Annotated in this window: 19 protein-coding genes and 1 other annotated feature; of the genes, 16 read left to right on the top strand and 3 right to left on the bottom strand. The window is 51.4% G+C overall.

Annotated elements, in window-relative coordinates:
• Positions 1-56: 56 nt before the first annotated feature.
• On the bottom strand, positions 57-917 hold the full coding sequence (locus A3848_RS09400; protein ID WP_074084691.1) for an AraC family transcriptional regulator: 861 nt from the start codon (positions 915-917) through the stop codon (positions 57-59).
• A gap of 236 nt (positions 918-1,153) precedes the next feature.
• Here A3848_RS09400 and A3848_RS09395 point away from each other — a divergent pair, with 236 nt between their 5' ends.
• The 13 genes from A3848_RS09395 to pulA all read left to right on the top strand — a co-directional run bounded on the left by A3848_RS09395 (position 1,154) and on the right by pulA (position 19,306).
• Positions 1,154-2,332 carry a galactokinase gene (locus A3848_RS09395; protein ID WP_074084690.1) on the top strand — a complete coding sequence of 393 codons (1,179 nt, stop codon included), beginning with the start codon at positions 1,154-1,156 and terminating at the stop codon, positions 2,330-2,332.
• 1 nt (position 2,333) lies between these two features.
• The gene (gene galE / locus A3848_RS09390; RefSeq protein WP_074084689.1) at positions 2,334-3,320 is read left to right on the top strand and encodes a UDP-glucose 4-epimerase GalE; all 987 of its coding nucleotides are present in this window, start codon (positions 2,334-2,336) and stop codon (positions 3,318-3,320) included.
• 26 nt (positions 3,321-3,346) lie between these two features.
• Positions 3,347-4,927 (top strand): UDP-glucose--hexose-1-phosphate uridylyltransferase, encoded by a 1,581-nt coding sequence (locus A3848_RS09385; RefSeq protein ID WP_074084688.1) that lies wholly within the window; start codon positions 3,347-3,349, stop codon positions 4,925-4,927.
• A 180-nt stretch (positions 4,928-5,107) separates the two neighbouring features.
• Positions 5,108-6,271 carry an iron-containing alcohol dehydrogenase gene (locus A3848_RS09380; protein WP_074084687.1) on the top strand — a complete coding sequence of 388 codons (1,164 nt, stop codon included), beginning with the start codon at positions 5,108-5,110 and terminating at the stop codon, positions 6,269-6,271.
• Between the two features lie 184 nt (positions 6,272-6,455).
• A complete protein-coding gene (locus A3848_RS09375; protein ID WP_074084686.1) occupies positions 6,456-6,992 on the top strand; it encodes an NfeD family membrane protein in 537 nt (178 codons plus the stop codon).
• Positions 6,992-8,542, top strand: coding sequence for a flotillin lipid rafts scaffold protein FloT (locus A3848_RS09370; RefSeq protein WP_143192366.1), 1,551 nt, complete (start codon positions 6,992-6,994; stop codon positions 8,540-8,542). Before A3848_RS09375 ends, A3848_RS09370 begins: the two co-directional genes overlap by 1 nt.
• A 91-nt stretch (positions 8,543-8,633) precedes the next feature.
• Complete coding sequence (locus A3848_RS09365) at positions 8,634-9,344, top strand: ABC transporter ATP-binding protein (RefSeq protein WP_074084685.1); 711 nt, start codon at positions 8,634-8,636, stop codon at positions 9,342-9,344.
• Complete coding sequence (locus tag A3848_RS09360) at positions 9,337-10,953, top strand: hypothetical protein (protein WP_074084684.1); 1,617 nt, start codon at positions 9,337-9,339, stop codon at positions 10,951-10,953. The genes A3848_RS09365 and A3848_RS09360 overlap by 8 nt, the downstream gene beginning before the upstream one ends.
• Before the next feature lie 150 nt (positions 10,954-11,103).
• Positions 11,104-11,973: a glucose PTS transporter transcription antiterminator GlcT gene (gene glcT, locus A3848_RS09355; protein ID WP_074084683.1), complete on the top strand. Its 870-nt coding sequence runs from the start codon at positions 11,104-11,106 to the stop codon at positions 11,971-11,973.
• A 271-nt stretch (positions 11,974-12,244) separates the two neighbouring features.
• A complete protein-coding gene (gene ptsG / locus A3848_RS09350; protein WP_074084682.1) occupies positions 12,245-14,308 on the top strand; it encodes a glucose-specific PTS transporter subunit IIBC in 2,064 nt (687 codons plus the stop codon).
• Positions 14,309-14,408: 100 nt separating this feature from the next.
• Positions 14,409-14,684, top strand: a complete 276-nt coding sequence (locus tag A3848_RS09345) for an HPr family phosphocarrier protein (RefSeq protein ID WP_074084740.1) — start codon at positions 14,409-14,411, stop codon at positions 14,682-14,684.
• Positions 14,677-16,389: a phosphoenolpyruvate--protein phosphotransferase gene (gene ptsP / locus A3848_RS09340; protein ID WP_074084681.1), complete on the top strand. Its 1,713-nt coding sequence runs from the start codon at positions 14,677-14,679 to the stop codon at positions 16,387-16,389. Before A3848_RS09345 ends, ptsP begins: the two co-directional genes overlap by 8 nt.
• A 520-nt stretch (positions 16,390-16,909) precedes the next feature.
• Positions 16,910-19,306, top strand: a complete 2,397-nt coding sequence (pulA, locus tag A3848_RS09335; RefSeq protein ID WP_074084680.1) for a type I pullulanase — start codon at positions 16,910-16,912, stop codon at positions 19,304-19,306.
• A 148-nt stretch (positions 19,307-19,454) separates the two neighbouring features.
• On the opposite strand, the gene A3848_RS09330 is transcribed toward pulA, so the two are convergent.
• The gene (locus A3848_RS09330; RefSeq protein WP_074084679.1) at positions 19,455-21,059 is read right to left on the bottom strand and encodes a diguanylate cyclase domain-containing protein; all 1,605 of its coding nucleotides are present in this window, start codon (positions 21,057-21,059) and stop codon (positions 19,455-19,457) included.
• Between the two features lie 612 nt (positions 21,060-21,671).
• Positions 21,672-21,839 carry a hypothetical protein gene (locus tag A3848_RS31275; RefSeq protein ID WP_178381948.1) on the bottom strand — a complete coding sequence of 56 codons (168 nt, stop codon included), beginning with the start codon at positions 21,837-21,839 and terminating at the stop codon, positions 21,672-21,674.
• A 32-nt stretch (positions 21,840-21,871) separates the two neighbouring features.
• Here A3848_RS31275 and A3848_RS32850 point away from each other — a divergent pair, with 32 nt between their 5' ends.
• The 3 genes from A3848_RS32850 to pheT all read left to right on the top strand — a co-directional run bounded on the left by A3848_RS32850 (position 21,872) and on the right by pheT (position 26,256).
• On the top strand, positions 21,872-21,997 hold the full coding sequence (locus tag A3848_RS32850; protein ID WP_256702252.1) for a hypothetical protein: 126 nt from the start codon (positions 21,872-21,874) through the stop codon (positions 21,995-21,997).
• 91 nt (positions 21,998-22,088) lie between these two features.
• Positions 22,089-22,373: a binding site (T-box leader), on the top strand.
• A 65-nt stretch (positions 22,374-22,438) separates the two neighbouring features.
• Positions 22,439-23,473: a phenylalanine--tRNA ligase subunit alpha gene (gene pheS, locus A3848_RS09325; protein ID WP_074084678.1), complete on the top strand. Its 1,035-nt coding sequence runs from the start codon at positions 22,439-22,441 to the stop codon at positions 23,471-23,473.
• Between the two features lie 338 nt (positions 23,474-23,811).
• Positions 23,812-26,256, top strand: coding sequence for a phenylalanine--tRNA ligase subunit beta (gene pheT / locus A3848_RS09320; protein WP_074084677.1), 2,445 nt, complete (start codon positions 23,812-23,814; stop codon positions 26,254-26,256).
• Positions 26,257-26,446: the final 190 nt, after the last annotated feature.

Raw genomic sequence — 26,446 nt, 5'->3', positions numbered from 1 at the left:
GCTCCGGCCTTAGTCAAAGGACATATATTTGTTCTAAGTTACAGAATATCAACAGCCTATTTCTTCTCTCCATGCCTTGCGGTTGTAATCCGGTAAGAGGTAGGCGACTGGGCACAGAGGCGTTTGAACTGGCGGGAGAAGTACAGAGCGTCCGTCAGTCCGACCGAGGCGGCCACCTGCTCGACGGACAGCTCCGGGCGCTCGCGCAGGAGCTGCCGTGATTTCTCGATACGCAGCTTCAGCAGATAGGTGACGGGCGAGAGGCCCGTTTCCTGCTTGAAGATGCGTGAGAGGTAGGCGCGGTTGTAGCCAAGGCTGGCACACATCTGCTCAATGGAGACGGGATGGGCATATTGGGCAGCCATGTAGTGGATCATTTGCTTCACGGTGCGCTTCACCTGCGATTCCGGGCCGGGGAGCCGGGAGGAGGAGAGAAGCAGCTCGGCTGCTTCGCCGACGATCAGGTATAGATAGCCCAGCGAGGTCAGATGGGCGCTCTCTTTGCCCGCATAGAAGGCACGCATCATCCCGGCCAGTGCGCCGGGAAAGGTACTGCCTTCGAGGGTGGACAGGACCGGCTTCTGCGGAGTGAAGCCGGTCTGCAGCACGAGCGCGTCTGCGTCCGTGCCGGTGAATGCAGCCCAGCGGTAACGCCAGGGCTGGTCTTCATCAGAGAGATAGCTGACCAGCTGTCCGGGATGAATCAGGAAGCAGTCTCCCGGTCCCAGCTCGTATTTCCGCTCCTCCGTCCGGAAGGTTCCGAAGCCGGATTCGATGAAGTGCAGCAGGAAGTAATCATAGATTTTGGGGCCGGCCTGATGCAGCGGGAGCGTCTGGCTCTCGCCGGCAAAAAGCACATGTAAGTGCTGATTGTCGTAAACCACCGGATTTGATCCTACGGAATAAGTATGTTCCACACTGGAACCGCCTTTCCCCCGTTAGCGCAATCATAGCCCTAAGGGCGGGTGAATGAGAAGAATAATCTTACTTTTGATTATATCGCTTCTTTTACGGGAAGTCACATTTGTCCATACATTACACACATGATTGCATTATCAGGGCAAGTCTGATTTTATTATAATGTAAGCATAAACGAAGCAATACGATTTCCAAAAGTTAAAACGAGAAGCAGCGAAAGGATGGAGTGGCATTAATGAGCATACAGGATCTGAAAGTCAAATTTATCGAGAAATACGGAGAGAGCACAGAGGAGGTGCGTGTATTCTATGCTCCGGGTCGGGTAAACCTCATCGGTGAGCATTTGGACTACAACGGAGGTTACGTGTTTCCGGCAGCACTGGACTTCGGAACCACACTGATTGTGCGTCCGCGCAAGGATGGCAAGGTTCGGTTCGCATCGACGAATTTTCCATATGAGGCCTCGATTGACTACAGTGAAATCGGTAAAGCCAAGACTGGCGAATGGGTAGACTACCCGGTCGGTGTGATGGTGGAGCTGGCCAAAAAAGATCTTCCGGTATCCGCAGGCTACGACCTCCTGTTCCATGGCGAAATTCCGAACGGCTCAGGCCTGTCCTCCTCGGCTTCCATTGAAGTGGTCACCGGGTTTGCCTTCCTGACGCTGCTTGGCGGAGATACGGATACTGTAGAAATCGCTTTGTTGTCCCAACGCGCGGAGAATCAGTACGTAGGTGTGAATTCAGGAATTATGGACCAGTTCGCCGTAGCCAACGGCAAGCGTGACCAGGCGATCCTGCTCATGTGCGACACCTTGGAGTATAGCCTGATTCCTTTTGTAACCGGCTCCTACAAGCTGGTGATCGGCAACACGAACAAGAAGAGAGGCCTGGTGGACTCTAAATACAATGAGCGCCGCAGCCAGTGTGATGAGGCCTTGGCGATTTTGAAGCAGGAGGTTCCTTCCCTGTCTTACCTGGCAGAGATGAAACCCGCACAATTCGAAATACACAAGGATAAAATCACCGACGAAACGGTAAGACGCCGTGCCCGCCATGTAGTGGAAGAGAATCAGCGTGTGCTCGATTCCGTAGAAGTGCTGAAGAACAACGACCTGAAGCAGTTCGGTTTATATATGAATGACTCCCACGTCTCGCTCCGCGACCTCTATGAAGTCAGCTGCGAAGAGCTGGATGTCATGGTGGAAGAAGCACAGAAGATTCCTGGTACGCTCGGCTCACGTATGACTGGCGCAGGATTTGGCGGCTGTACCGTATCGCTGGTGCATGAAGATGATGTGGAACGGTTTATCCGTGAAGTAGGAGAAGCCTACAAGAACAGAACCGGCCTTACCGGTGAGTTCTATGTATGCGGAATCGGCAATGGCGTAGAAGAACTGAAAGGAGTGAAGTAAGATGGCGATTCTGGTAACAGGTGGAGCAGGGTATATCGGTTCTCATACAGTAGCGGAGCTGCTGGATCGTGGTGAAGAGGTAGTGGTGATCGATAATCTGCTGACAGGGCACCGTGAGGCGCTTCTGGGCGGCAAGCTGTATGAGGGCGACCTGCGCGACAAGGTAACACTCTCCAAGCTCTTTTCGGAAAATAAGATCGACGCCGTCATCCACTTTGCTGCAAGCTCACTGGTTGGCGAGAGCATGAAGGACCCGGTCAAATACTACGACAACAACGTTTACGGCACACAATGCCTTCTGGAAGCGATGCAGCATGCCGGTGTGGACAAAATCGTCTTCTCATCGACAGCCGCAACCTATGGCGAACCGGAAAAGGTGCCGATTGAGGAAACCGACCGCACCGAGCCGGCGAATGTATACGGCGAAACCAAGCTGACTATGGAACGGATGATGTCCTGGTTCGACAAGGTACTGGGCATCAAATATGTGGCGCTGCGCTATTTCAACGCCGCAGGTGCACATGCCAGCGGCAAGATCGGCGAGGACCACCGTCCGGAGAGCCATCTCATTCCGCTGGTGCTGCAAACCGCGCTGAAGCAGCGCGAGAGCATTGCGGTATTCGGTGACGATTATCCGACAGAAGACGGAACCTGTGTGCGCGACTATATCCATGTCAGCGATCTGGCCGATGCCCATGTACGGGCCGTCAACTATCTGCGCAGCGGCAGCGCCAGCAATATTTTCAACCTGGGCAACGGGCTGGGCTTCTCCGTCAAGCAGGTCATTGAAACTGCGAAAAAGGTAACCGGCCTTGATATTCCGGTGGTAATTCAGGAACGCCGCGCCGGAGATCCGGCTGTACTGGTAGCTTCCTCCGACAAAGCCCGCTCTGTGCTTGGCTGGAACCCGCAGCATGCCGATGTTGAGGGGATCATTCAAAGCGCCTGGAACTGGCATTCGGCCAATCCGCAAGGGTACGGGGAATAAGCTACGGCACATGAAGGAGAATTGAAATGAATAACCATAATAATACCGCTCCATCTGCGGAAAAGGCGCTGTATGCGATCGAGCAGCTGGTAGGGTTTGCAATCCATAAGCAGCTGATTCAGCCTGCGGACGTGGACTACAGCCGCAATGAACTGCTGGATCAGTTCGGCTTCAGCGAGCCGTATGCTGCCGAATTCGCAGAAGCTCCACTGGAGAGTCCGCAAGCTCCGCTGGATGTTCTGATTGACTATGGCTTTGAAATGGGCCTGATTCCCGAAAATTCGGATACGTACCGCGACCTGCTGGATGCCAAGATCATGGGCCTCCTCATGGCCCGTCCTTCCGAGGTAAATGCCGAATTCTACAGCCTCACAGCTGAAAAAGGTATTCAGGCGGCGACGGACCGCTTTTACAAGTTAAGCATAGATTCCAATTATATCCGCATGGACCGGATCTCCAAAAACGTGTTCTGGCTGCAGGAATCTCCGTACGGTGACATCGAAATGACGATTAATCTGTCCAAGCCGGAGAAAAACCCGAAGGAAATTGCCATGGCCCGGCTGCTTCCTCCTCCGGTCTATCCGAAATGCCTGCTGTGCCGCGAGAATGTCGGTTACGCCGGAAGGCTCAATCATCCGCCCCGGCAGAATCTGCGTGTGATTCCGCTGAAGCTGAATAATGAGAAATGGTTCCTCCAGTATTCGCCTTACGTCTACTACAACGAGCACTGCATCGTGTTCCATCACGATCATGTGCCGATGAAGCTGACTAAGGATACGCTTAAGCGTCTGCTGAGCTTTGTGGAGACCTTCCCGCATTACTTCATCGGTTCCAATGCGGATCTGCCAATTGTCGGCGGCTCGATTCTGACCCATGATCATTTTCAGGGCGGCCGCCACACCTTTCCGATCCAGAAGGCGCCAAAGGAGGCCACCTTCACTCACGAGGCTTATCCGGGTGTAAGCCTCAGTATCGTGAAATGGCCGATGTCGGTACTGCGTTTGCAGGGTGCAGATCCGGCAGTGCTGCTGGAGTGCGGGAATTCGATCTATGAGGCCTGGCAAACCTATAGTGATCCTACAGCTGAAATACTAGCCTCAAGCGAGGTGGACGGGGAGCAGACCCGGCATAATACCGTTACGCCTATCGTGCGCCGGGCGGAGGACGGCGGTTTTGAAATGGATCTGGTGCTGCGCAACAACCGGACCAGCGAGACATACCCTGAAGGGATTTTTCACCCGCACCGGGAAATGCACCATATCAAAAAAGAAAATATCGGCCTGATCGAAGTCATGGGTCTCGCGATTCTTCCAGGCCGCCTGAAGGAAGAACTGGATGCCATTGCCGGTATTCTGGCGGGAGATACGGCGCTGCTGGATGCTGTCCAGTCCCAGGCAGATCACGCACTGGCACAGCATGCTTCATGGATTCAGGAACTGGCTGTCCGCTTTGGCACTGCCATGGACCGTGAAGAAGCAGTCAAGACGGTACAAAATGAGGTCGGCATCAAGTTCACCCATATTCTTGAGCATGCCGGTGTGTATAAGCGTACCGCGGAAGGTCAGGCGGCGTTCCACCGCTTTGCCAACAGCCTTGGCTTCCGGTGAGCCAACACGGCTCCTGCTAATCCAATAGCTCTACCCTGTGAGATGTCCCCTGCTGCTTGGCACGGGGGCATCTTTTTGCGCAGAGCTTCTGTTCGCCAGGAACTGATTTGAATGCTGCCGATCAGAGGTCTATAATAGAATATTGCATCACATTCCTGAACTAAACGGAGGTTCGTCCTTATGCGCAAGTTTGAATTTTATAATCCTACCAAGTTGATTTTTGGACAAGGTACCCTTAGTGCACTCCAGACGGAAGTGCCCAAATACGGTAAGAATGTACTGCTTATGTACGGCGGCGGCAGCATCAAGCGCAGCGGTCTGTATGCGAATGTAATCAACGAGCTGAAGGCCATTGGTGCAGTAGTTACGGAATTGTCCGGTGTAGAACCGAATCCGCGTCTGTCCACCGTACATAAGGGTGTAGCCTTGTGCCGTGAGAATCATATTGATCTGATCCTCGCCGTAGGCGGCGGAAGCGTCCTGGACTGTGCCAAGGCGGTTGCAGTGGGTGCGAAATATGACGGGGATATGTGGGACTTTGTAGAGCGCAAGGCCGCTCCTCAGGGGGCTCTTCCGCTGGGAACAGTGCTCACTATGGCTGCTACAGGCTCGGAAATGAACAATGGCTCCGTGATCACTAATGAAGTCACCAAAGAAAAAATGGGTTGGGGCAGTATTCACGCCTTCCCGGCTTTCTCGATTCTTGATCCGGAGAATACCTTCACTCTGCCGCGTGACCAGACCGTTTACGGGATGGTGGATATCATGTCCCACGTGCTGGAGCATTATTTCCATACTGACGGTAATACACTAGTGCAGGACGGGTTCTGTGAGGCGCTGCTTCGCACAGTGATTGCCACTGCGCCGAAGCTGGTTGAAGACCTGAACAACTACGAACTGCGCGAAACGATTATGTACTGCGGCACAATGGCACTGAACGGAATGGTAAGCATGGGATTTGCGGGAGACTGGGCAACCCACAATATTGAGCATGCCGTATCGGCTGTATACGATATTCCACATGGCGGCGGATTGGCGATTCTCTTCCCGCACTGGATGAAATACAACCTCAGCACGAACCCTGCCCGTTTCCGTCAGCTGGCTGTTCATGTATTTGGCATTGATGCTGCGGGCAGAACCGATGAAGAGGTGGGTCTTGAGGGTATCGAAGCGCTGCGCCGTTTCTGGGATTCCATCGGAGCGCCGAAGACACTGGGCGACTATGATATCGATAACAGCGAGATTGGCAACATGGCCGACAAAGCTGTCCGCTTTGGACCGTTTGGGAATTTCCGCAAGCTGCAACGTGAAGACGTTGTGGAAATTTATACAATGGCACTGTAAGCGAAACGGCAGCCTTCTGCCGGTCAATACTTAAATGAGCTATGAACCGTCCCTTTCGGGGGACGGTTTTTTTCTTTTCATCCTACAATACTGAGATATTTACCCAAGATTGTGAAACCGGGGACATGGTTTGTGCGTTTAACCTAGTATGACAGTCCGGAAGTAAAGACGGGAGGAGAACGATATGGAGACGCTGTATTTGGGCTGTTTGGCGCTTGGCGTCATCTTTGCCGTGGTCAGCGTGATTGTGGGAGATCTGATCGGCAGTGCCCTTCATGGCATTTTTGATGTGGTGTCCTTTCATTTCATCAGCCCTGCGGTTCTGGCGGGAGGTATCACTGTATTCGGGGGAGCAGGCATTCTGCTGACCCGGTACAGCAGTCTGGAGAACGGCCCCATTTTGGCCCTGTCCCTGCTGTCTGCGGCGTTCATGGCTGTTGTCATGTATTTGGGGGTGGTAAAGCCTATGGACAAGAGCGAGATGTCCAGCGGATTTTCTATGAGCGAGCTCCCCGGCAGAATCGGTGAAGTAACGGTTCCCGTTCCGGCACAAGGCTATGGCGAGATTATGGTGAAGTTCGGTGCAAGCAATAGTCTGCATACAGCGGCAAGCTTTGATCACCTTTTGCTTCCTGCCGGAATTAAGGTTGTAGTGGTTGAAGTCAAAGAAGGTGTTGCGGTTGTGTCTGAATTCGAAAAGCGAAAAGGAGAGGACGCGTAATGTACGGTTTGCCCGAATACTTATTTATACCTGCAGTGGTTGTTGCGGTGCTCTTTGTGCTCGGCATTGCATTTTGGGCACGGTATAAAACGGTTGGCCCCGATGAAGGGATGATTGTCACCGGTTCTTTCCTGGGTAACAATCATATTTCCGATGACGGCTCCGGCCGCAAGATTAAGATTGTCCGCGGGGGCGGTGCGTTTATTCTGCCGGTTTTTCAGAAGGCTGAATTCATGTCGCTGCTGTCCCACAAGCTGGATGTGACGACGCCGGAGGTGTACACCGAGCAGGGTGTACCTGTGATTGCCGACGGGGTGGCGATTATCAAGGTGGGCAGCTCCACCGAGGATGTGGCCACGGCAGCTGAGCAGTTCATGGGCAAGCCGATTGAAGCCCTGAAGAGCGAAGCACAGGAGGTGCTGGAGGGTCATCTGCGGGCGATTCTAGGCTCAATGACGGTGGAGGAGGTATACCGCAACCGGGACCGTTTTGCCCAGGAGGTTCAGGGGGTAGCGGCGCGTGATCTGAAGAAGATGGGGCTGCAGATCGTGTCCTTCACGATTAAGGATGTGCGCGACAAGCACGGATATCTGGAAGCGCTCGGGAAGCCGCGGATTGCGGCCGTGAAGCGCGATGCAGAAATTGCCGAAGCCGAAGCGCTGCGGGATGCGCGAATTCAGAAGGCTAATGCGGAAGAACAAGGGCAGAAGGCTGAACTGCTGCGCGATACGAATATAGCCGAAGCGTCCAAGGAAAATCAGCTGAAGGTTGCTGCCTTTAAGCGTGATCAGGATACCGCGAAGGCGGAAGCCGACCAGGCGTACCACATTCAGGAGGCGCGTGCCAAGCAGACGGTGGTTGAAGAGCAGATGAAGGTCGAACTGGTGCGTAAGGAACGGGAGATTGATCTGCAAGCCAAAGAAATTCAAGTGCGTGAGAAACAGTATGATGCCGAAGTGAAGAAGAAAGCCGAGGCTGACCGCTATGCGGTAGAGCAGGCGGCAGAAGCCGACAAGGCTAAAAGAATGCGTGAGGCGGATGCCCTGCAATACAGTATTGAAACCCAGGCCAGAGCTACTTCCGAGCAAAAGAGGCTGGAGGGTCAGGCGGTGGCGGATGCCGAGCTGGCTAAAGGTAAAGCAGAATCCGAGGTTATCCGGCTGCGCGGTCTTGCGGAAGCAGAAGCCAAAGAGAAGCTGGCGGAAGCGTTCCAGAAATTCGGCGAGGCCGCAGTGCTCGATATTATCGTGAAGATGCTGCCTGAGCTGGCTGGACGTATCGCCGAGCCGCTGGCTTCCATCGATAAGCTGACTGTGGTGGATACCGGCAACGGAGAGGGAGCTGCCCGTGTCAGCAACTATGTGACCCAGTTAATGGCTACGGCTCCTGAAATGCTCAAAAGCGTCTCCGGGATCGATGTGGAAGCCTTAATCAAAGGATTGACGGCAGGAAAGGCAGGCTCCAAAGCGCCGGCGGCTTCATCCGTCAGTCCGCCTTCAGCTCTTACGGCTCCAGCACCAGTTGCGCTGGCTGAGAAGCCCGCAGAATAACAGGATCATGAACCTTGGGATGACCGGCAGCTTCAGCTTGTCATCCCTTTTTTTCTATTCCTCGACTTAATGAGAAGTGTAGGGAGGCTATATGCAGCTGATTCTGGATAATATCCGCAAAAGCTTTGATGACAAATCTGTACTTAAAGGTATCGACTTTACATTTGAAAAAGGTAAAATTTACGGCCTGCTGGGGCGTAACGGTGCCGGCAAAACTTCACTGTTCAACTGCCTGAGCGGAGAAACACGCATGGACAGCGGAGGCGCTTTTCTGCGAAGAGATGAAGTCAGCCTGCCGCTGCGAGAAGAGGAGATCGGGTATGTATTTTCGCTGCCCATTCTCCCGGAGTTTCTGACAGGTTATGAGTTTGTGAAATTCTATATGGACATCAACCGGGACAAAATCCAGCCGGGCAAAACCATCGGGGACTATTTTGATATTATCCGTTTCGAAGAAGAGGACCGCCACCGGCTGATCAAAGGCTATTCCCACGGCATGAAGAATAAAATCCAGATGCTGTGCTTTATCATCACCCGCCCGCCGCTGATTCTGCTGGATGAGCCGCTTACTTCGTTCGATGTAGTGGTGGCGCTGGAGATCAAGAAGCTGCTCCGTGAGATGAAGCAGGATCATATTATTATTTTCTCCACCCATATTCTGCAGCTTGCTGCCGATCTGTGTGATGAGCTTGTGGTGCTGAACAATGGCGTGCTTCAAGAGATCCCTGCAGACATCCTGCATAGTCCTGAGTTTGAGGAACGGATTATTGCATTGCTGAAGGATGGCGGCGAACATGATTAGCACGCTGAACACCATTATGCAGATCCGGGGGGCCTCGGGTGCGAACCGTCTTCTGTATTATTTTGGGAGATTACCTCTGGTCGGCAAACTGGTAAATGACAGCGTGTATTCCCGGACCGCCCTGAAGAAGACTTTTACCGTAGTGGCCCTTATTCTGAAAATCATCTGGGGTTTCCTGACCAAGTTTGCCTACCTGGGGCTTATTGTGTATCTGCCTGTCGTTCTCGCTGCCAAGGAGCTTACGCTTCCTGAGCAATACGATCTGTACCTGCAAGTGCTTGTATTGCTGAGTTTTGGGGTGGGCACTGTGTCCAACGCCATTATTTTGGAACCGAAGCGGGATAAATATATTTGTGTCAAGCTGATGAGGCTGCCCGCCGACAAGTACATGCATGCTGTCCTGACGCTCAGGGCGCTGACTTTTTTTATTTATTTTGTGCCTGCGATGATGGTATTTGCTCATGTATATAGCGCACCGCTCTGGCAAGGGCTGCTTCTGTCCTTGCTGCTTTCACTATGGCGCATTGCCGGTGAAGCACTCCATCTGTGGATATTTGATACGAGGGAAATAGTGCTGGTCAAAAAAAACGGTCTGGTCTGGTCCGCCATTGGAGTGGGTTATCTGCTTGCATTTGTGCCTCTGTACACGGGAAATGCGCTAATGGATATGGATGGAGTAATGTTCAACCTTCCCCTGAGTGTGGCGCTTGTGGTCCTAGGAGCTTTGTCTGCATTGTATATTGCCAGGTATCCCGGCTACCGTAACGCAGTGGACGCGGTCACCAAGATTGATGATCCGCTGCTGGATATGGGACGGATGATGAAAGAGGCAAATAGGAAGCAGGTCGAGACCCAAGAGAAGGATTTCACATCCAATCAGCTGCTGCCCGGACAATTTGCGGACAAAACCGGCTATGCCTACCTGAACGCAATCTTTTTCTCCCGGCACAGACGCTTCCTGATTCAACCCATTCAGCGGCGGCTGCTGATTATTGGCGCACTGTTTGCAGCCGGTCTGCTGATTCTGCTGACTGCGCCGGATACATTCTCGAAGCTGGTCCAGTATATAATGAGCACGCTGCCCATGCTTGTCATTGTCATGAGTTTCACCTCTATTGGGGAGCGGGTATGCAAGGCGATGTTCTTCAACTGCGACCTTAGTCTGCTGCGGTATGGCTTTTATCGTGAGCGGTCTGCAGTCCTGAGCAATTTCCGCGTTCGACTGCTTCGCATCAGTGGTCTTAATCTGATTCCGGCCGCAGCGATCTGTGTGGTAGTAAATGTGCTCATTCTCTTATCGGGGGAAAGTTGGGGAATGACGGACACGCTGATCTTCAGCGGTGCGATTCTTGGCCTGTCGCTGTTTTTTTCCGTGCATCATTTGTTTATGTACTATATTTTTCAGCCCTACAGCACAGAACTGAACGTGAAGAATCCATTCTTCAGTATCATGAACAGTATTGTATTGGGTGTAGGCATTATATGCATGCAGTTTCAGAGTACCCCAGCCCATTTTGCGGTGACAGTGCTGCTGGCTTCTGCTGCCTATGTGCTGATTGCCTTGTTTCTGGTCTACAGATATTCGGCAAAGACCTTTCGGGTGAAATGATTACTTTCGCTGCTCTTTACTGATTTTGGACTAAAAAACATGTATTATAGCTTGATGTTTAGAATGAATATTAAGTATAATGGTGTTTAGTCTTATTTTAAGATATTTGCTGCTTAAGTTCGAAATCCGTAATTCGAAGAGGTGTACGTAGTGAGCAGCATAACAGTAGCGAAAGTACTCAATAATAATGTGATAATCGCCCAGCATCCCCAATATGCCGAAGTGGTTGTCATTGGCAAGGGCATCGGGTTTAACCGTAAAACACGCGACCGGATCAATCTGTCCTCTGTGGAGAAGATGTTTATTCTCCGTAACCAGGAGGAACAGGAACAATATAAGCAACTCGTTCCCCAGGTCGAAGAGAAGCTCATAGAGGTCATGCAGGAGATTGTTTTGCACATTATGCAGAGCAGCCGCCAGCCGCTGAATGAGCATATCCATATAGCGCTTACTGACCATATCTCGTTCGCCATCCGCCGAAACGAGCAGAATATAGCCATTCATAACCCGTTTCTGTACGAAACCAAAGAAATCTACCCGGAAGAATACAACCTGGCGGAGTATGCGGTGGAACGGATTAACGCGGCGATGGGGGTAAAGCTGCCGCCGGATGAGGTTGGTTTTGTTGCCTTGCATATTGTCAGCGCACTCAGCAACCGGCATATCTCCGAGGTCAAGCAGCATTCCCTGCTGATCGGTGATATGGTGAACCTGGTGGAAGACAATCTGGATTATCATATCCCGAGAGATTCGCTGGATTATTCCCGTCTCGTGACCCATCTGCGTTTCGTACTGGAACGGCTGCGCCGGGGGGAGACTGTGCGGGAGACCTCATCGCTCGATGGACTGATGAAACGCGAATACCCCGAGATGTATATGCTGGCCTGGAAGCTGACTAAGGTCATTGAGCAGCGGGTGCATATTCCCGTGTATGCAGCAGAGGTAAGCTACCTGACGATTCATCTGCAGCGGCTGGCCCAGAAGAAAGAGGATGAAGAAGATATGGAGCTTCCGGAGTAGGAATCAAAACAAGATAACCCTTTGTTTGCGGGGTTATTTTTGTGCTTGCATGTTCAAAAGAACGGTGCTACAATGATCCCTGGTTAAACTAAACAGAATACAAAGCGTGTAACTGATACGATCAGGCATGAGTGATTTACAGTATTTTGGTTGTCCAGCCCCAAGTCGGGGTAATCTAACCTTGTGTTAGAGGAACAACCTGTATGCTGTGTTGCTCATGCCTTTTTTGGCTTCTGTTTGAACGAAATTAACAATTAAGGAAGTGACCTCAATGTTCAAAAAAATGTTTGGTGTGTTGCAAAGGGTCGGTAAGGCGCTTATGCTTCCAGTGGCCATTCTGCCTGCGGCAGGCTTGCTCCTTGGGATCGGCAACATGCTGGTTAACCCTGACTTCCTCCAATACGTTCCGGCACTGGAGAATAATGTGGTTCAAGCCATTGCCAATGTTTTGATGAATTCGGGACAAATTGTCTTCAGTAACCTGTCACTTCTCTTTGCAGTCGGGGTAGCCATCGGGCTTGCCGGCGGTGAAGGGGTAGCCGGGCTTGCGGCTATTATCGGGTTCCTCGTCATGAACGTGACCATGGGAACTGTGCTTGGCATTAATGCATGGGTGCTGAGCAAGCAGGACTTCGCCTATGCGAGTGTACTTGGGATTCCAACCCTGCAGACTGGCGTCTTCGGCGGTATCCTGGTCGGGATACTAGCAGCGTCTATGTACAAGCGGTTCTTCCGTATAGAGCTCCCGTCCTATCTCGGCTTCTTTGCGGGTAAACGTTTTGTTCCAATTATGACGGCAGTCACTTCCCTGCTTCTCGGGCTTGCACTGACGATCATCTGGCCGCCAATTCAACATGGTCTGAACTATGTATCGCAGAGTATGATCAACACGAACCTGACGCTGTCGGCCTTCATCTTCGGGGTCATCGAGCGTTCCCTGATTCCATTCGGTCTGCATCACATCTTCTACTCGCCGTTCTGGTATGAGTTCGGCAGCTATGTCGATAAGGCCGGGGATCTCGTTCGCGGTGACCAACGGATATTCATGCAGCAGCTGCGTGACGGCGTGGATTTCACAGCGGGTACCTTTACAACCGGTAAATATCCGTTCATGATGTTCGGTCTGCCTGCAGCGGCGCTGGCGATCTATCATGAAGCCAGACCTGAGAATAAACGGGTTGTCGGCAGTTTGATGGTTTCAGCGGCACTGACTTCCTTCCTGACCGGGATTACTGAGCCACTGGAATTCTCATTCCTGTTCGTAGCTCCGCTGCTGTTCGCAGTACATGCAATATTTGCCGGCTTGTCCTTTATGACCATGCACATCCTGAATGTCAAAATCGGGATGACCTTCTCCGGCGGTTTCATCGACTATGTGTTGTTCGGTGTGATTCCAAACCGTACAGCATGGTGGCTGGTTATTCCGGTAGGTCTTGTGCTTGCGGTTATTTATTACTTTGGATTCCGCTTTGTAATCCGGAAGTTCAACCTCAGAACACCGGGACGTGAAGATCCTTCCGACGATGTAGAGGAAATAAGCACAGAGAATGTATCCAGAAGTGGCGATGATCTGCCGCGTAACATTTTGGCCGCACTGGGCGGTAAAGAGAACATCACTCATCTGGACGCTTGTATTACACGTCTTCGTGTAGAAGTTAAAGATAAAGCCGGCGTGGATAAGAACCGTCTGAAGAAGCTTGGCGCATCAGGCGTGCTCGAGGTCGGCAACAACGTGCAGGCGATCTTCGGAACCCGTTCCGATACGATCAAATCACAGATTCAGGATGTAATGAACGGCAGAACTCCAGCTGCCGCACCAGCTGCAGCTGTTCCGCAGCCTGAGCTGGAGAAAAAGACAGGAGAAGAAGGCACAGCGATTATTCCTGAGGATATCGTATCTCCGGTCAACGGGGAACTGCTCGATATTACACAGGTGCCGGATGCGGTGTTCTCCCAGAAGATGACTGGTGACGGTTTTGCGTTCCTGTCAGATGACGGTAAGATTGCTTCGCCGGTATACGGTAAAGTGTTCAACGTCTTCCCAAGCAAGCACGCGATTGGTATCATGTCCGATGGCGGCAAGGAAGTACTTGTTCATATCGGCGTAAATACAGTTAAGCTTAAAGGTCAGGGTTTCACGATCCTGGTCGAAGAAGGCGATCTGGTAGCCGCAGGACAGCCGATTATGGAAGTTGATCTGGAGTACGTTAAGGCTCATGCGCCTTCCGTAATTTCACCAGTCATTTTCTCCAATTTGCCAGAAGGTTCTGCAGTTACACTGAAGAAGCCGGGTAAAGTGGTTATCGGCGACAAGGATATCATCAGTATCCTGTAAGATGTGCAATGGCGCAGCGCTTCCTTTATAATTAAAGGGAGCGTAGCCTTCACCATAAAAAACAAATCCTATATGAACAGAAAGCGAGTTGGATATTATCATGCAAAAAACATTCAGAATTATCGACGAAGACGGAATTCACGCACGCCCGGCAACAGCGCTGGTAAATACAGCAACAAAATTCAAAGAAACCGAAGCTTTTGCAGAAGCTAAAGGTAAAAAAGTAACACTTAAGTCCATCCTTGGCGTTTTGTCTCTGGGTCTTGAAGCAGGCGATACTCTGACTTTGATTACAGAAGGCAGTCAAGAGTCCGAAGCGCTGAGCGCACTTCAGGAAGTTATGGTTAAAGAAGGGCTGGGAGAGCTGCATGAGTAAAATTTCAGGAATCGCGGCTTCAGCAGGTATTGCCGTAGCCCGTGCCTTTATCCTGGAACATCCGGATTATACCATTACAAAAACAGCTGTAGGTAATGTGGAGGCAGAGGTTGCCAAACTGACAGACGCGCTGGAGAAGTCCAAAGCCGAGCTGCAGAGCATCAAGGAACGCACCCTCGCTGAACTAGGCGAGAAGAAAGCGGAGATCTTTGAATCCCATCTGCTGATTCTGGAAGATCCTGAGCTGATCAGTCCCGTAATGGACAAAATCCGTGAGGAAATGGTTAATGCGGACTATGCCTTAAATGAAGTTGCCACTCAGTTTATTGAGATGTTTGAAAATATGAAAAGCGCGTACCTTCAGGAACGCGCAGCTGATATGCGCGATGTGACCAAACGGGTGCTGAACCATCTGCTGGGTATCCATTATGTCAGTCCTGCCGAGATCAGTGAGGAAGTCATTGTTATTGCCCAGGACTTGACGCCTTCTGATACAGCACAGCTGAACCGCAACTTCGTCAAGGGCTTTACGACGAATATCGGCGGACGCACCTCGCACTCGGCCATTATGGCCCGCTCCCTGGAAATTCCGGCGGTAGTCGGCACCAAGAATGTACTGTCCGAAGTCAAGGCAGGTGATCTGGTGATTGTGGATGGTCTGAACGGTGATGTTCTGATCAACCCGAGCGATGCTGAGGTAGCGGAGTACAAAGCCAAGCAGGCAGCCTATGATCTGCAAATCGCCGAGTGGAAAAAGCTCCGCGACGAGCCGACCGTATCCGCTGACGGCAAGCATGTAGAGCTGGCTGCCAACATCGGTACACCAAATGATGTGAATGGTGTAATCGAGAATGGCGGCGAAGGTGTAGGCCTGTACCGGACGGAGTTCCTGTACATGGGCCGCGACAAGCTTCCTTCCGAAGAAATTCAGTACAATGCTTACCGCACAGTGCTGGAGAATATGAGCGGCAAGCCGGTTGTAGTACGTACACTGGATATCGGCGGTGACAAGGAACTGCCGTACCTGGATCTACCTAAGGAAATGAACCCTTTCCTCGGATTCCGGGCGATCCGCCTGTGTCTGGATCGTCAGGATATTTTCCGCACCCAGCTCCGCGCACTACTCAGAGCAAGTGCCCACGGTGATCTGCGGATCATGTTCCCTATGATCGCTACGCTTGGTGAATTCCGTGCAGCCCGTGATCTGCTGCTGGAGGAAAAGGCCAAGCTCCGTGAAGAAGGCAAGGAAGTGTCTGACAACATTCAGCTTGGCATTATGGTGGAGATTCCTTCCACAGCTGTTCTAGCTGACCAGTTCGCCAAGGAAGTGGATTTCTTCAGTATCGGAACCAATGACCTTATCCAATATACAATGGCTGCAGACCGGATGAACGAACGGGTATCCTACCTGTATCAGCCATACAACCCGGCCATTCTGCGCCTGGTCAAAATTGTAATCGATGCTGCCCATGCTGAAGGCAAATGGACGGGCATGTGCGGCGAAATGGCTGGTGACAGCACGGCGATTCCGCTGCTGCTGGGCCTCGGTCTTGACGAATTCAGTATGAGTGCCACCTCTATTCTCCCGGCACGGAGCCAGATTTCCAAGCTCTCTGCCGCAGACATGAAGGAAATGGCAGCAAAAGCGTTGCAGCTCGGTACCGCCGAGGAAGTTGCTGCACTTGTGCAGAGCAGTGTGAATTAATTATTGCTTCAAGCATTACTCCGTTTTTTAGCAAGTCTACTTTTCCAACTACTTTATGCCGGCCTCCTAATTGGGGGGCTGGTTTTTTTTATTACTAAGCGGATCGCCTGTTTCTAAATAGTAGTTGTAACATTGTATAGTGGTGCTGCGTCAGAAGGATATGATAGGCTATGAGTTAGTACATAACATCAATTTACAGTAGCTATCCAATCCATAGCAGGTTATACTTCCGATAGAATAGCGGCTTTTGCTTGATAAGCTTAATTGAGAAGTCATCACTACCGATATAGGAAGTATAGACAGCAGAATAGGCTGCTGGACCCAAACTTGTGAACATCGTGTTACATATAATATGTTAAGCCAAGTCATGGGTTGGACCTGAGCAAGACTGTACTCCTGATGCTCCGCTTGCAAAGCCGTGCAAGTATTATTTTTAAATGATGTGGAAATAGTTGGATAGTAGCAGCAATAGATCCGTTTTCCGGCAACTGTGGGGAGAACACTGGGATGGTGATCATGAATGAACAGCAATTATATAAATGCAGAGAAAGTAATAGAAATTTATACAGGCAATGATCTTGGATTGACATATACTGCAGATTACAGCCTCTTCAAAGTATGGGTGCCCACAGCTTTCACCGTGTCGCTGGTATTGTATGATACCGGGGGGAATGGGACAGAAACCGTGAACTACGGTGACCGGGACAGCGGGCGTATCGTGAATATGCAGCGTCAGGAGGGCGGGGTCTGGCAGGCCCGTTTCTCTGGGGATTTGAAAGGCAAGTATTATATGTACCGCGCCGTTTTTGAGGACGGAACGATTAAAGAGGCAGCGGACCCTTATGCCAAGGCGGTGTCGGCCAACGGTATACGATCAGCCATTGTGGACTTGAGTGGCACTGATCCGGAAGCCTGGGTCTTAGATAGCTCTCCTGCTCTGCCTCATCCTGCTGATGCTGTGATCTATGAGCTGCATGTACGGGACTTCTCTTCATCAGAGGACTCCGGTATGCTGCATAAAGGCAAATTCAAGGCTTTTACTGAATTCGGGCTGCGGGATTCTGCGGGACATGCGCTGGGTATTGATCATTTGAAGGAGCTAGGCATTACCCATGTGCACCTGCTTCCGGTATTTGATTTTCAGACTATTAATGAACTCGGAGCAGACAGCGGAAAGGGAGCGGAGCCTTTTTTCACTGAATACAACTGGGGATATGATCCTCAGCACTATAACGTGCCGGAAGGTTCGTACAGCACCAATCCGTCAGATCCGGGAACCCGCATTCGTGAGATGAAGGAAATGGTACAGGCGCTGCACAGTAAAGGGATCTCCGTGATTATGGATGTCGTATACAATCATACCTATTCTGTGGAAAAAGGACCTTTTCAGCCGCTGGTTCCCGATTATTTCTACCGGCATGACTATAACGGCCGCCTCTCCAATGGTTCCGGTGTCGGCAATGAGCTGGCCACGGAACGGCCGATGGTGCGCAAATATATTAAGGATTCATTAGCCTACTGGGCTTCCGAATATCACCTTGACGGGTTCCGTTTTGATCTCATGGGACTGATGGATAGTGTGACCATGCGTGAACTTACGGAGGAACTGCGTCTGGAGATCAACCCGAATCTGCTGATCTACGGTGAGCCTTGGACTGGCGGGGATTCTCCGTTAGCTACCAAAACACTAAAAGGTGTGCAAAAAGGCAAGGGATATGCAGTCTTCAATGACAACTTCCGCTCTGCGATCAAAGGCGACAGCGATGGCTGGGGCAAAGGCTTTGTAACCGGGGAATATGACAAGGAAGGTGCGGTTGCTTCCGGGATCAAGGGAGCCATTCATGAATTTACAGATTCTCCGGTGGAAACGGTGAATTATGTGACTGCACACGATAATTTGAATCTGTGGGATAAGGTACTTGCCACGCAGGGTCTGCGCCAGGCGGCCAAACTGCCGGAACTGGAGAATGGACGGCTGAAGAACGGTGGTGTGGTAGAAGCCGCAGTTGCCGATGCCGATCCCTACTTCGCGGTTGACCGGCAGGATATTCTCGGCGATGAGATTGTACGGCGGTCTCTGCTGGCGAACGGGATCATCCTAACCTCACAGGGCATTCCCTTTCTGCAAGCAGGTGATGAATTCCTGCGCAGTAAATACGGAGACCACAATAGCTACCGGAGCCCCGATGCCATCAATGCCATCCGTTGGGAGAACAAAGCGAAGTTCCTTCCCGTCTTTGAGTACTACAAAGGACTTATTGCGCTGCGGAGAAATCATCCGGCTTTCCGGCTTCATGGACGTCAGGAGATCGAGCGTTCGCTGGAATTCCTCCGCTGTGAGGGCGGAGTGGTCTCCTATCTGCTGAAGAATAACGCCGGTGGTGACGTCTGGAACAATATCGTAGTAATATTTAATGCAAATCCCGGGCCGATCAGCCATAAGCTCCCCGAAACGGATAGCTGCTGGAATATCGTTGTGGATCATACCTCTGCAGGAACAGATGCCTTCCGTACTGTCCAGGGTGCAGAGGTAGAGCTTGAAGGGTTGTCTATGATGATTCTCTATGATAAATACGGTCAGCCTGAGCCAAGGTCCAAAATCATTGAGATCCATTATGAACGTCCGGATGGTGATTACCGGGGCTGGAATCTATGGATATGGGGTACAGGCATCCAGGATGGCCAGTGCGATTTCCGGCAGATGGAAAATGGCCATGCTGTGGCTCGGATCGAAGTGCTCCCGGAAACTGCGTCGGTAGGCTACATTCTAAGATTGAATGACTGGGAAGAGAAGGACGGGGCCGCAGACCGCTTCATTGACTGCTCCGGCAGCCAGGAGCTGGTTAAGGTAACGATCCGGGAACGATTGCAGGAGAACAGCGGAGGTAAGGATGATCCGCTACAGCTCACCAGTTAAGATACAATAAAAGAGCTGTTCTGTACGGCAACCCGCCAGGGGGCCGTCAGAATAGCTCTTTTTGTGTCAAGATATAAGAATTTAGTTTGACTTGGTCTATCATTTTTATATGTCCTCTGGAGCCAATGCTCCCCCTTACGGGAATAGCTTATTTGGGCTGGTCCGAATATTCTTCATCTACAAGCTCGCTGTACAGATTGGCTTCGTTGCCGCCGTGATTCTTAGAGCGGTACATTGCCAGGTCGGCGGCCCGGAGCAATTCATTAATACTGCTTCCGTGCTGCGGGTATAGCGATACTCCTATGCTGGCTGATGTATGGAAGCTGGAGCCTTGGTTGATCGACCAGGATTTATTGAAGAGTTGCAGCAGCCGGGCCAGGATCTCATCAAGCATCTCAGGGCTGGTGAAGCGGTGCAGCACTACGGCGAACTCGTCTCCTCCGATCCGGAAAGCCTGTCCGGATCCCTTGACGGTCTGCTGTAGCTCACGTGAGAGCAATTGCAGGAATTCATCTCCGGCCAGATGGCCAAGCGTGTCATTCAGTTGCTTGAAGCGGTCACAGTCGAGCAGGGCCAGCGCAATATTCTGTTTGCGTTCCTCCGGCTGATTGATCAGATTCTCCATGTACATCTTGAAATGGGCTCTGTTAGGAATTGCAGTCAGATGGTCATAAAAGGCCAGCTTGTGCAGGCGTTCCTCATATTGCTTCCGTTGGGTGATTTCACGCGATACCAGCATGAACTGCGCCGGAAAAGCGCCGCTGCCCTTAATCGGGGTAACCTTCGTTTCAAGCCATACCCAGTGTCCCTCTACTGAACGCATGCGCAGCTCGGAAATCCGCGGGGGGGCCTGTACCACGCTTTTGAGCTTCGCCCAGGTAATCTCCGCCTCCCTAATATAATTGGAGAGCGGAGCACCTTTGGACGGGATATATCCGAGCAGGCCCGAATGGGAAGGGGAAGCGTATAAGATCAACCCGTTAGGATCTGTCAAAATAATAAAGTCGGACATCGTCTCGCCAATTAATTGATACAGGGACTTCTCCTCAAGCATTTCATTTTGAAGGGTAATTAGCTTACGGCAGAGATAAATAATAACGAGTACCAGCAAAAACAGGAATAGGGAGTACAACGCGAACAGTGAGCTTTTTTTATCCCGGAATTCCTGAGTTACCTGCCGTGCATAGTCGTCAATCAATTGCTCGGCTTGGTCCAGAGGGTCCCGGACTTGCTCCAGCAGAGCATTAGTTTGGAGTGGAGAGAACGATTTGGGGTTCCAGTTGCTCTGGACCCGCTGTGAGATGAGATCCCTGCCTGTATCCTTCCAGGTTTGAAAAGGGCCATCGACGTCTTCCAAGACATCTTTCAGCTGAGTAAGCAGCCGTTCACTTTGCCTCATCCCGCTAAACGGATTCTCCACAGAGTTGATATTATAGCTGGCCATGCCAAGACGCTGCTTCGCCTGGGCATTGTTTTCTTCGAAATCCTGAGACAGTTTGCTGCGCTCCTCACTGTTAATATTTGCGTTTATAGCAGTATGGAGGGCTAAGGCAGACTGGTACAGGTCACGGTCAGCATTTAGAATGAGCTCGGAATTCTGATAGACATCGTTATATAAGGATGCTGACAATTTATTCATTGTGTTGTTTAAATATAGGAGGGAAGCAATACTGATACCCACCAGAAGAACGGAGATAGCGGCAAATAAAAGGATTAGTCTGCGCGTGTTTTTGATCTCGGGAAAACCTGCCACTTCATCCACCCCCTGCAAAAACTATTAAGTATTCTTTAATGCTGTCTAATTACCGCTAAGTCTATTCATAAGTGGACCTTTTGCTTGTGTGAGCAGGATAATGAAGAGATTGTGATCCAAGCGAGTCATACAGAGCAGGGGAAGAATAAGGTGGCAGGAATGGGAATGGGAATCTCCCGGTATGATCGAAGTTTCTTCTCATCAGTATAAAGGAAGCACTTATGTTGAGCAATTGCCTGGGAATAGGTGGATATAGCTTAATAATCTCCAGACTCCGGAAGCTTCGGCTCAGGTTCAGATCCGTGATCCGTGGGAGATTTGCCTTTAATTCTCAGATTTATGGTCGCGAAACATAAATCCTTATTTTTTAGAAAAAATTATGTATAGCCTGCTTCCTACTAGATATTCCAGCCCTTGAGTCCTATTACCCAACTTTACCGGAAACGATACCCTCTCTGATTAATAATCCGCAGAGAAGGGTCCAAGGCCATAGGCATAACGCAGCATTTCAGGCAAAAAAAGTCGGGAGTCTCCCAAAAAGTGCCATAAACCTCCAAAAAAGAGGCTTGCGGCCGTATGTCTTGCGTAAACATGGGTAAAACCAACTATAGTCTATTCATTGCGCTGGGCGTAGATAGGGCGCATTCTTGCCGCTTTGTTTGCAGGCATCATTTCAAAGACAATACCGGTAAACCAAGAGAACAGGAAAGAGATGATCACCATGTTCCAGGAGGTGGCGACATTCATTGGGGCAGAAGAAGTCAGATCACTCCGCTTCACGCTAAGTACGGTGCCGAGCTTGATGGAGCAGCATGGATAGTGTGGGAATTTCCGTTGCAGCAGCTGCTGCTGTGGCTGTATTTGAAGCTGCAGAAGCGATCCTGAAATACCCCTTGAAGCTTAAGGGAAGCTTAAAAGAAGATAAAAAACTGGCCTGAAATTGTCCGGCTTGTCAAACCGGCTAATTTTGCATATAATAAATAAACATATCTTCTAAGCAGAAGATGGATTGATTCAGCAGCATCCATGATAAATGCAGTGATGGAGAAGAGTACGCAGTGCCTGGCTTACAGGGAGGAGACGCCGTGGATTGAGAGCGTTTCTAGGAAGCAGAGCTGCCGAAGTTCACTCCGGAGCAGTTCCTTGAATTTCTTTCAAGCCATGCTTGATGGAGAGCGTAGGGGAAACCGGCGGCAGACCGTTATTTCTGCTAAAGTGAGACAGGTCTTAGTCATGCCGAAAGCAGAACAATGCTATTGGGGATGTCATCAGACAGTCTAACAAGGGTGGTACCACGGTCTTTTCGTCCCTTACCGGGAGGAAAGGCCTTTTTTTGTTGCAAAAAGGACAACACCATGATAAGGGGGCAGTACACGGCCATGAAAGAAAAGCTTGAAGCATTGAAGGTCGAAGCGTTAGCGAAGCTGAAGGAAGTTACCGATCCGCAGGTTCTGAATGATTTGCGTGTAAAGTACTTGGGTAAAAAAGGCGAACTTACAGAGGTTCTGCGTGGTATGGGCGGGCTCAGCGCGGAGGAGCGCCCGGTGATCGGCCAGGTAGCCAATCTGGTGCGGGGCGCCATTGAGGAAATTATCGAAAACAAACAAGAGGCCTTCCAGCAGCAGGAGACCCAAAACCGCCTGAATGCGGAAAAAGTGGATGTAACCCTGCCGGGCCGCAGTCTGCCGCAAGGGGGAATTCATCCGCTTAGCCGGGTGGTTCAGGAGATCGAGGATATTTTCATTGGCATGGGCTACCGGGTGGCGGAAGGGCCAGAGGTGGAAACGGATTACTATAACTTTGAAGCGCTCAACCTGCCGAAGAACCATCCGGCCCGTGATATGCAGGATTCCTTCTATTTGACGGAGGATATCCTCATGCGCACGCAGACCTCACCGGTCCAGGTTCGCACCATGCAGGCCATGAAGGGCGAAGCCCCTGTCAAAATCATCTGTCCCGGCAAGGTATTCCGCCGCGATGATGATGATGCGACCCACTCCTTCCAGTTCCATCAGGTTGAAGGTCTGGTGATTGACCGCCATATCCGCATGAGCGATCTGAAGGGCACGCTGCAGCAGTTTGCCCAAGAAATGTTCGGGCCGCACGCGGGCATCCGCCTGCGTCCAAGCTTCTTCCCGTTCACCGAGCCGAGTGTTGAGGTGGATGTGAGCTGCTTCAAATGCGGTGGAGACGGCTGCCGTCTGTGCAAGCAGAGCGGTTGGCTGGAAATCCTGGGCGCCGGCATGGTTCACCCGAACGTTCTGGAAATGGGCGGCTATGATCCTGCGGAGTACAGCGGCTTCGCCTTCGGTATGGGTGTCGAACGGATAGCGATGCTGAAGTACGGTATCGATGACATCCGTCATTTCTACACGAATGATATGGCTTTTGTGAAGCAGTTCAAGGGGATTTAGATTTTTGGCGGGTAAGAGGCTGGGCGGGCAGGATCAGCTATCGAGGATCTTTGTTTCTGTTTTATCAATCTGTTAACAAATGGACCGGAGGGGAAGTTTGGAACTGGAGGAGCGAACGCGTCCGCCTTTAGGTTTGGATTTCTACCGCGATCAGCGGTTTAAATCAGGAGATTCAAATCTAACAGCGGCCGGAATTCCAAACATTCCCCGCAGGGACCCTATTAACGAATGATTTTAAAACGGAAGTACAGAGATCCAATGCTGCTCACTGTTTCCGCATTGCCAAGCAAATCCGGCACGTAGATAAATACATCTGAAACAAAAGGAAGTGTGCGAACATGAAAGTATCAACCTCCTGGCTCACGGAATATATATCGCTTGAGGGCGTTACCGCAGATGAGCTGGCAGAGAAAATTACGACCGCCGGCATCGAGATTGACGGTGTGGAGCACCGCAACAAAGGCCTTTCCGGCATAGTGGTCGGCTATGTCAAATCGAAAGAAAAGCATCCTGACGCCGATAAGCTGAATGTATGCATTGTAGATGCAGGACAAGACGAGGATCTGCAGATTGTCTGCGGAGCCAAGAACGTGGCCGCTGGACAAAAGGTTCCTGTAGCACTGGTGGGTGCCAAGCTGCCTGGTCTGGATATCAAAAAAGCCAAGCTTCGCGGCGTATTGTCGCAGGGGATGATCTGTTCCGCCAAGGAGCTGGGGCTGAACGATAAATTGCTGCCCAAGGAACTGCAGGAGGGCATTCTGGTGCTGCCTGAGGGCACCGAAATCGGTCAGGACATTCTGAAGGTGCTGGATCTGAATGATGAAGTTCTCGACTTCGATCTGACGCCTAACCGTTCAGACTGTCTAAGCATGATTGGTGCCGCCTACGAAGTAAGCGCAATTCTCGGACGTGAGCTTAAGCTGCCTGATCCGGCAGCTGATCTGGTAGAATCGGGCGGCTCAGCCTCCGACTCCATCTCTGTCCGGATAGAAGACGAAGACTACTGCACGCATTATTCGGTGCGCTACATTGCCGGAGTGAAGACTGCGCCATCCCCGCTCTGGATTCAGAACCGCCTGATGGCTGCGGGGGTTCGTCCGATTAATAACATCGTGGACATCACTAACTATGTGATGATGGAGTACGGACAGCCGCTGCATGCATTTGACGGCGACAAAGTGGAAGGCGGCGTACTGAGTGTGCGTTTTGCCAAGGACGGCGAGCTTTTGACCACGCTTGACGGACAGGAGCGCAAGCTGGAGCCGCAAATGCTGGTTATTGCCGATGGGGTGAAGGCTGTGGGTCTGGCCGGAGTCATGGGCGGACTGCAGACTGAAGTAACAGATGAAACCATCAATATTGTACTGGAATCGGCCAAGTTCGACGGCGGGACGATCCGCAAAACCTCACGTCAGCTGGGTCTGCGCTCCGAAGCTTCTCTGCGCTTCGAGAAAGAAGTCGATCCGAATGCCGTGATCTCTGCATTGAACCGCGCAGCTTCCCTGATTGCCCGATATGCCGGAGGTTCTGTGCACGAGAATATTGTGCAGGCAGGGACGGAGACTGCGGAAGAGAAGGTGCTCACCTTATCCCTGGAGAAGCTTAACCGTTATCTCGGCACAGAACTGTCACTGCTGGAAGTGAAGACTTTGTTCAGCCGTCTGCACTTCAAGTGCGGAGATGCGGGACAGGGGCTCGTAGAGGTGCAGATTCCGACAAGACGCGGCGATATCAGCTATGATGTCGATCTGATTGAAGAAATCGCCCGGTTATACGGCTATGACAATATCCCTACAACTTTGATTGAGGGTGTGACTACACCTGGAGCACTGACCAGCAAGCAGTCCCAGCGCCGTGAACTGCGCCGTCTGCTGGCACATGGGGGCTATCAGGAGGTTATGGGGTATTCCTTCATTCAGCCGGAGCAAAGTAAGCTTTTCCCGGCGCTTGCTGAAGGCAAGCTTTCTGTCAAACTGGCGATGCCGATGAGCGAGGACCGCAGTGTACTGCGCACTAGTCTGATTCCACAGCTGCTGGAAATCGCCCGCTACAACACGAACCGCCGTCAAAGTGATCTGGCGCTGTTCGAAATCGGGAATGTGTTCTTCACAGACGAAGATCAGCTCACCCGCCAGCCCCGTGAGCTGCCGGTGCTGGGACTTCTGCTGAGTGGAAGCCGTGCATCCAAGCAATGGAATGTAGCCGTGCAACCTGTGGACTTCTTCGACCTGAAGGGTGCGCTGGAAACTATATTTAACCACTTGGGCCTTGCGGACAGCGTGGTTTATGAAGGCGATGCTCCTGAGGATTACCACCCGGGCCGTTCGGCTTCGATATACTTGCAGGGTACTGAAGGCCGAGTGAAGCTGGGAACGCTTGGACAGCTCCACCCAGAGCTGCAGCGCGGGCTGGATCTGGAAGATACCTACGTGGCCGAGCTGCTGCTTCAGCCGCTCTACAGCAACGCACGCACCAATATACAGTACACTGAGCTGCAGCGCTTCCCGGGCATGGAGCGGGATATCGCCGTTGTGGTGGATTCTGCAGTGCCTGCAGGTCACCTGCTGGCTTCCATCCGTGAGAACGGCGGAACTCTGCTGCAGAATGTTCAGGTATTTGATGTGTACACGGGAGGCAAGATGGAGAGCGGCAAGAAGAGCGTGGCCATTTCACTGCTCTACCGCCATACCGATCATACCCTGACTGACGAAGAGGTTGTAGAAGTGCATGATAGGGTCGTATCAGCACTTCAGCAAACTTTTGGCGCAGAATTAAGAAAGTAGCAGGAATTGTGCAAAGCCGCAGCGAATCCATTTACAAACGGAGTTCGCTGCGGTTTTTTTCTAACCCTTGGGGCTACGGCGGCTACCGGCAGAATCTATGAAATGTACGGCTTTTTGGCAAAAGAGAATAAATGACGCTACAATAGGAGCAGAGATACCAGCTTAGAATCAGCACACATACAAAGGAGGG

It is taken from the genome of Paenibacillus sp. P32E (assembly GCF_001909085.1).
GTDB lineage: Bacteria > Bacillota > Bacilli > Paenibacillales > Paenibacillaceae > Paenibacillus_AQ > Paenibacillus_AQ helianthi.
This window is presented reverse-complemented; position numbering and strand designations above follow the sequence as displayed.

Excerpts from the sequence above, each read along its gene's own strand:
- A3848_RS09345 (WP_074084740.1), top strand. The coding sequence starts at position 14,409 with ATGCAAAAAACATTCAGAATTATCGACGAAGACGGAATTCACGCACGC.
- pheS (WP_074084678.1), top strand. The coding sequence starts at position 22,439 with ATGAAAGAAAAGCTTGAAGCATTGAAGGTCGAAGCGTTAGCGAAGCTG.
- A3848_RS09360 (WP_074084684.1), top strand. The coding sequence starts at position 9,337 with ATGATTAGCACGCTGAACACCATTATGCAGATCCGGGGGGCCTCGGGT.
- A3848_RS09365 (WP_074084685.1), top strand. The coding sequence starts at position 8,634 with ATGCAGCTGATTCTGGATAATATCCGCAAAAGCTTTGATGACAAATCT.
- A3848_RS09395 (WP_074084690.1), top strand. The coding sequence starts at position 1,154 with ATGAGCATACAGGATCTGAAAGTCAAATTTATCGAGAAATACGGAGAG.
- A3848_RS32850 (WP_256702252.1), top strand. The coding sequence starts at position 21,872 with ATGGATAGTGTGGGAATTTCCGTTGCAGCAGCTGCTGCTGTGGCTGTA.
- ptsP (WP_074084681.1), top strand. The coding sequence starts at position 14,677 with ATGAGTAAAATTTCAGGAATCGCGGCTTCAGCAGGTATTGCCGTAGCC.
- ptsG (WP_074084682.1), top strand. The coding sequence starts at position 12,245 with ATGTTCAAAAAAATGTTTGGTGTGTTGCAAAGGGTCGGTAAGGCGCTT.
- A3848_RS09370 (WP_143192366.1), top strand. The coding sequence starts at position 6,992 with ATGTACGGTTTGCCCGAATACTTATTTATACCTGCAGTGGTTGTTGCG.
- A3848_RS09380 (WP_074084687.1), top strand. The coding sequence starts at position 5,108 with ATGCGCAAGTTTGAATTTTATAATCCTACCAAGTTGATTTTTGGACAA.
- pulA (WP_074084680.1), top strand. The coding sequence starts at position 16,910 with ATGAACAGCAATTATATAAATGCAGAGAAAGTAATAGAAATTTATACA.
- A3848_RS09375 (WP_074084686.1), top strand. The coding sequence starts at position 6,456 with ATGGAGACGCTGTATTTGGGCTGTTTGGCGCTTGGCGTCATCTTTGCC.
- A3848_RS09385 (WP_074084688.1), top strand. The coding sequence starts at position 3,347 with ATGAATAACCATAATAATACCGCTCCATCTGCGGAAAAGGCGCTGTAT.
- pheT (WP_074084677.1), top strand. The coding sequence starts at position 23,812 with ATGAAAGTATCAACCTCCTGGCTCACGGAATATATATCGCTTGAGGGC.
- galE (WP_074084689.1), top strand. The coding sequence starts at position 2,334 with ATGGCGATTCTGGTAACAGGTGGAGCAGGGTATATCGGTTCTCATACA.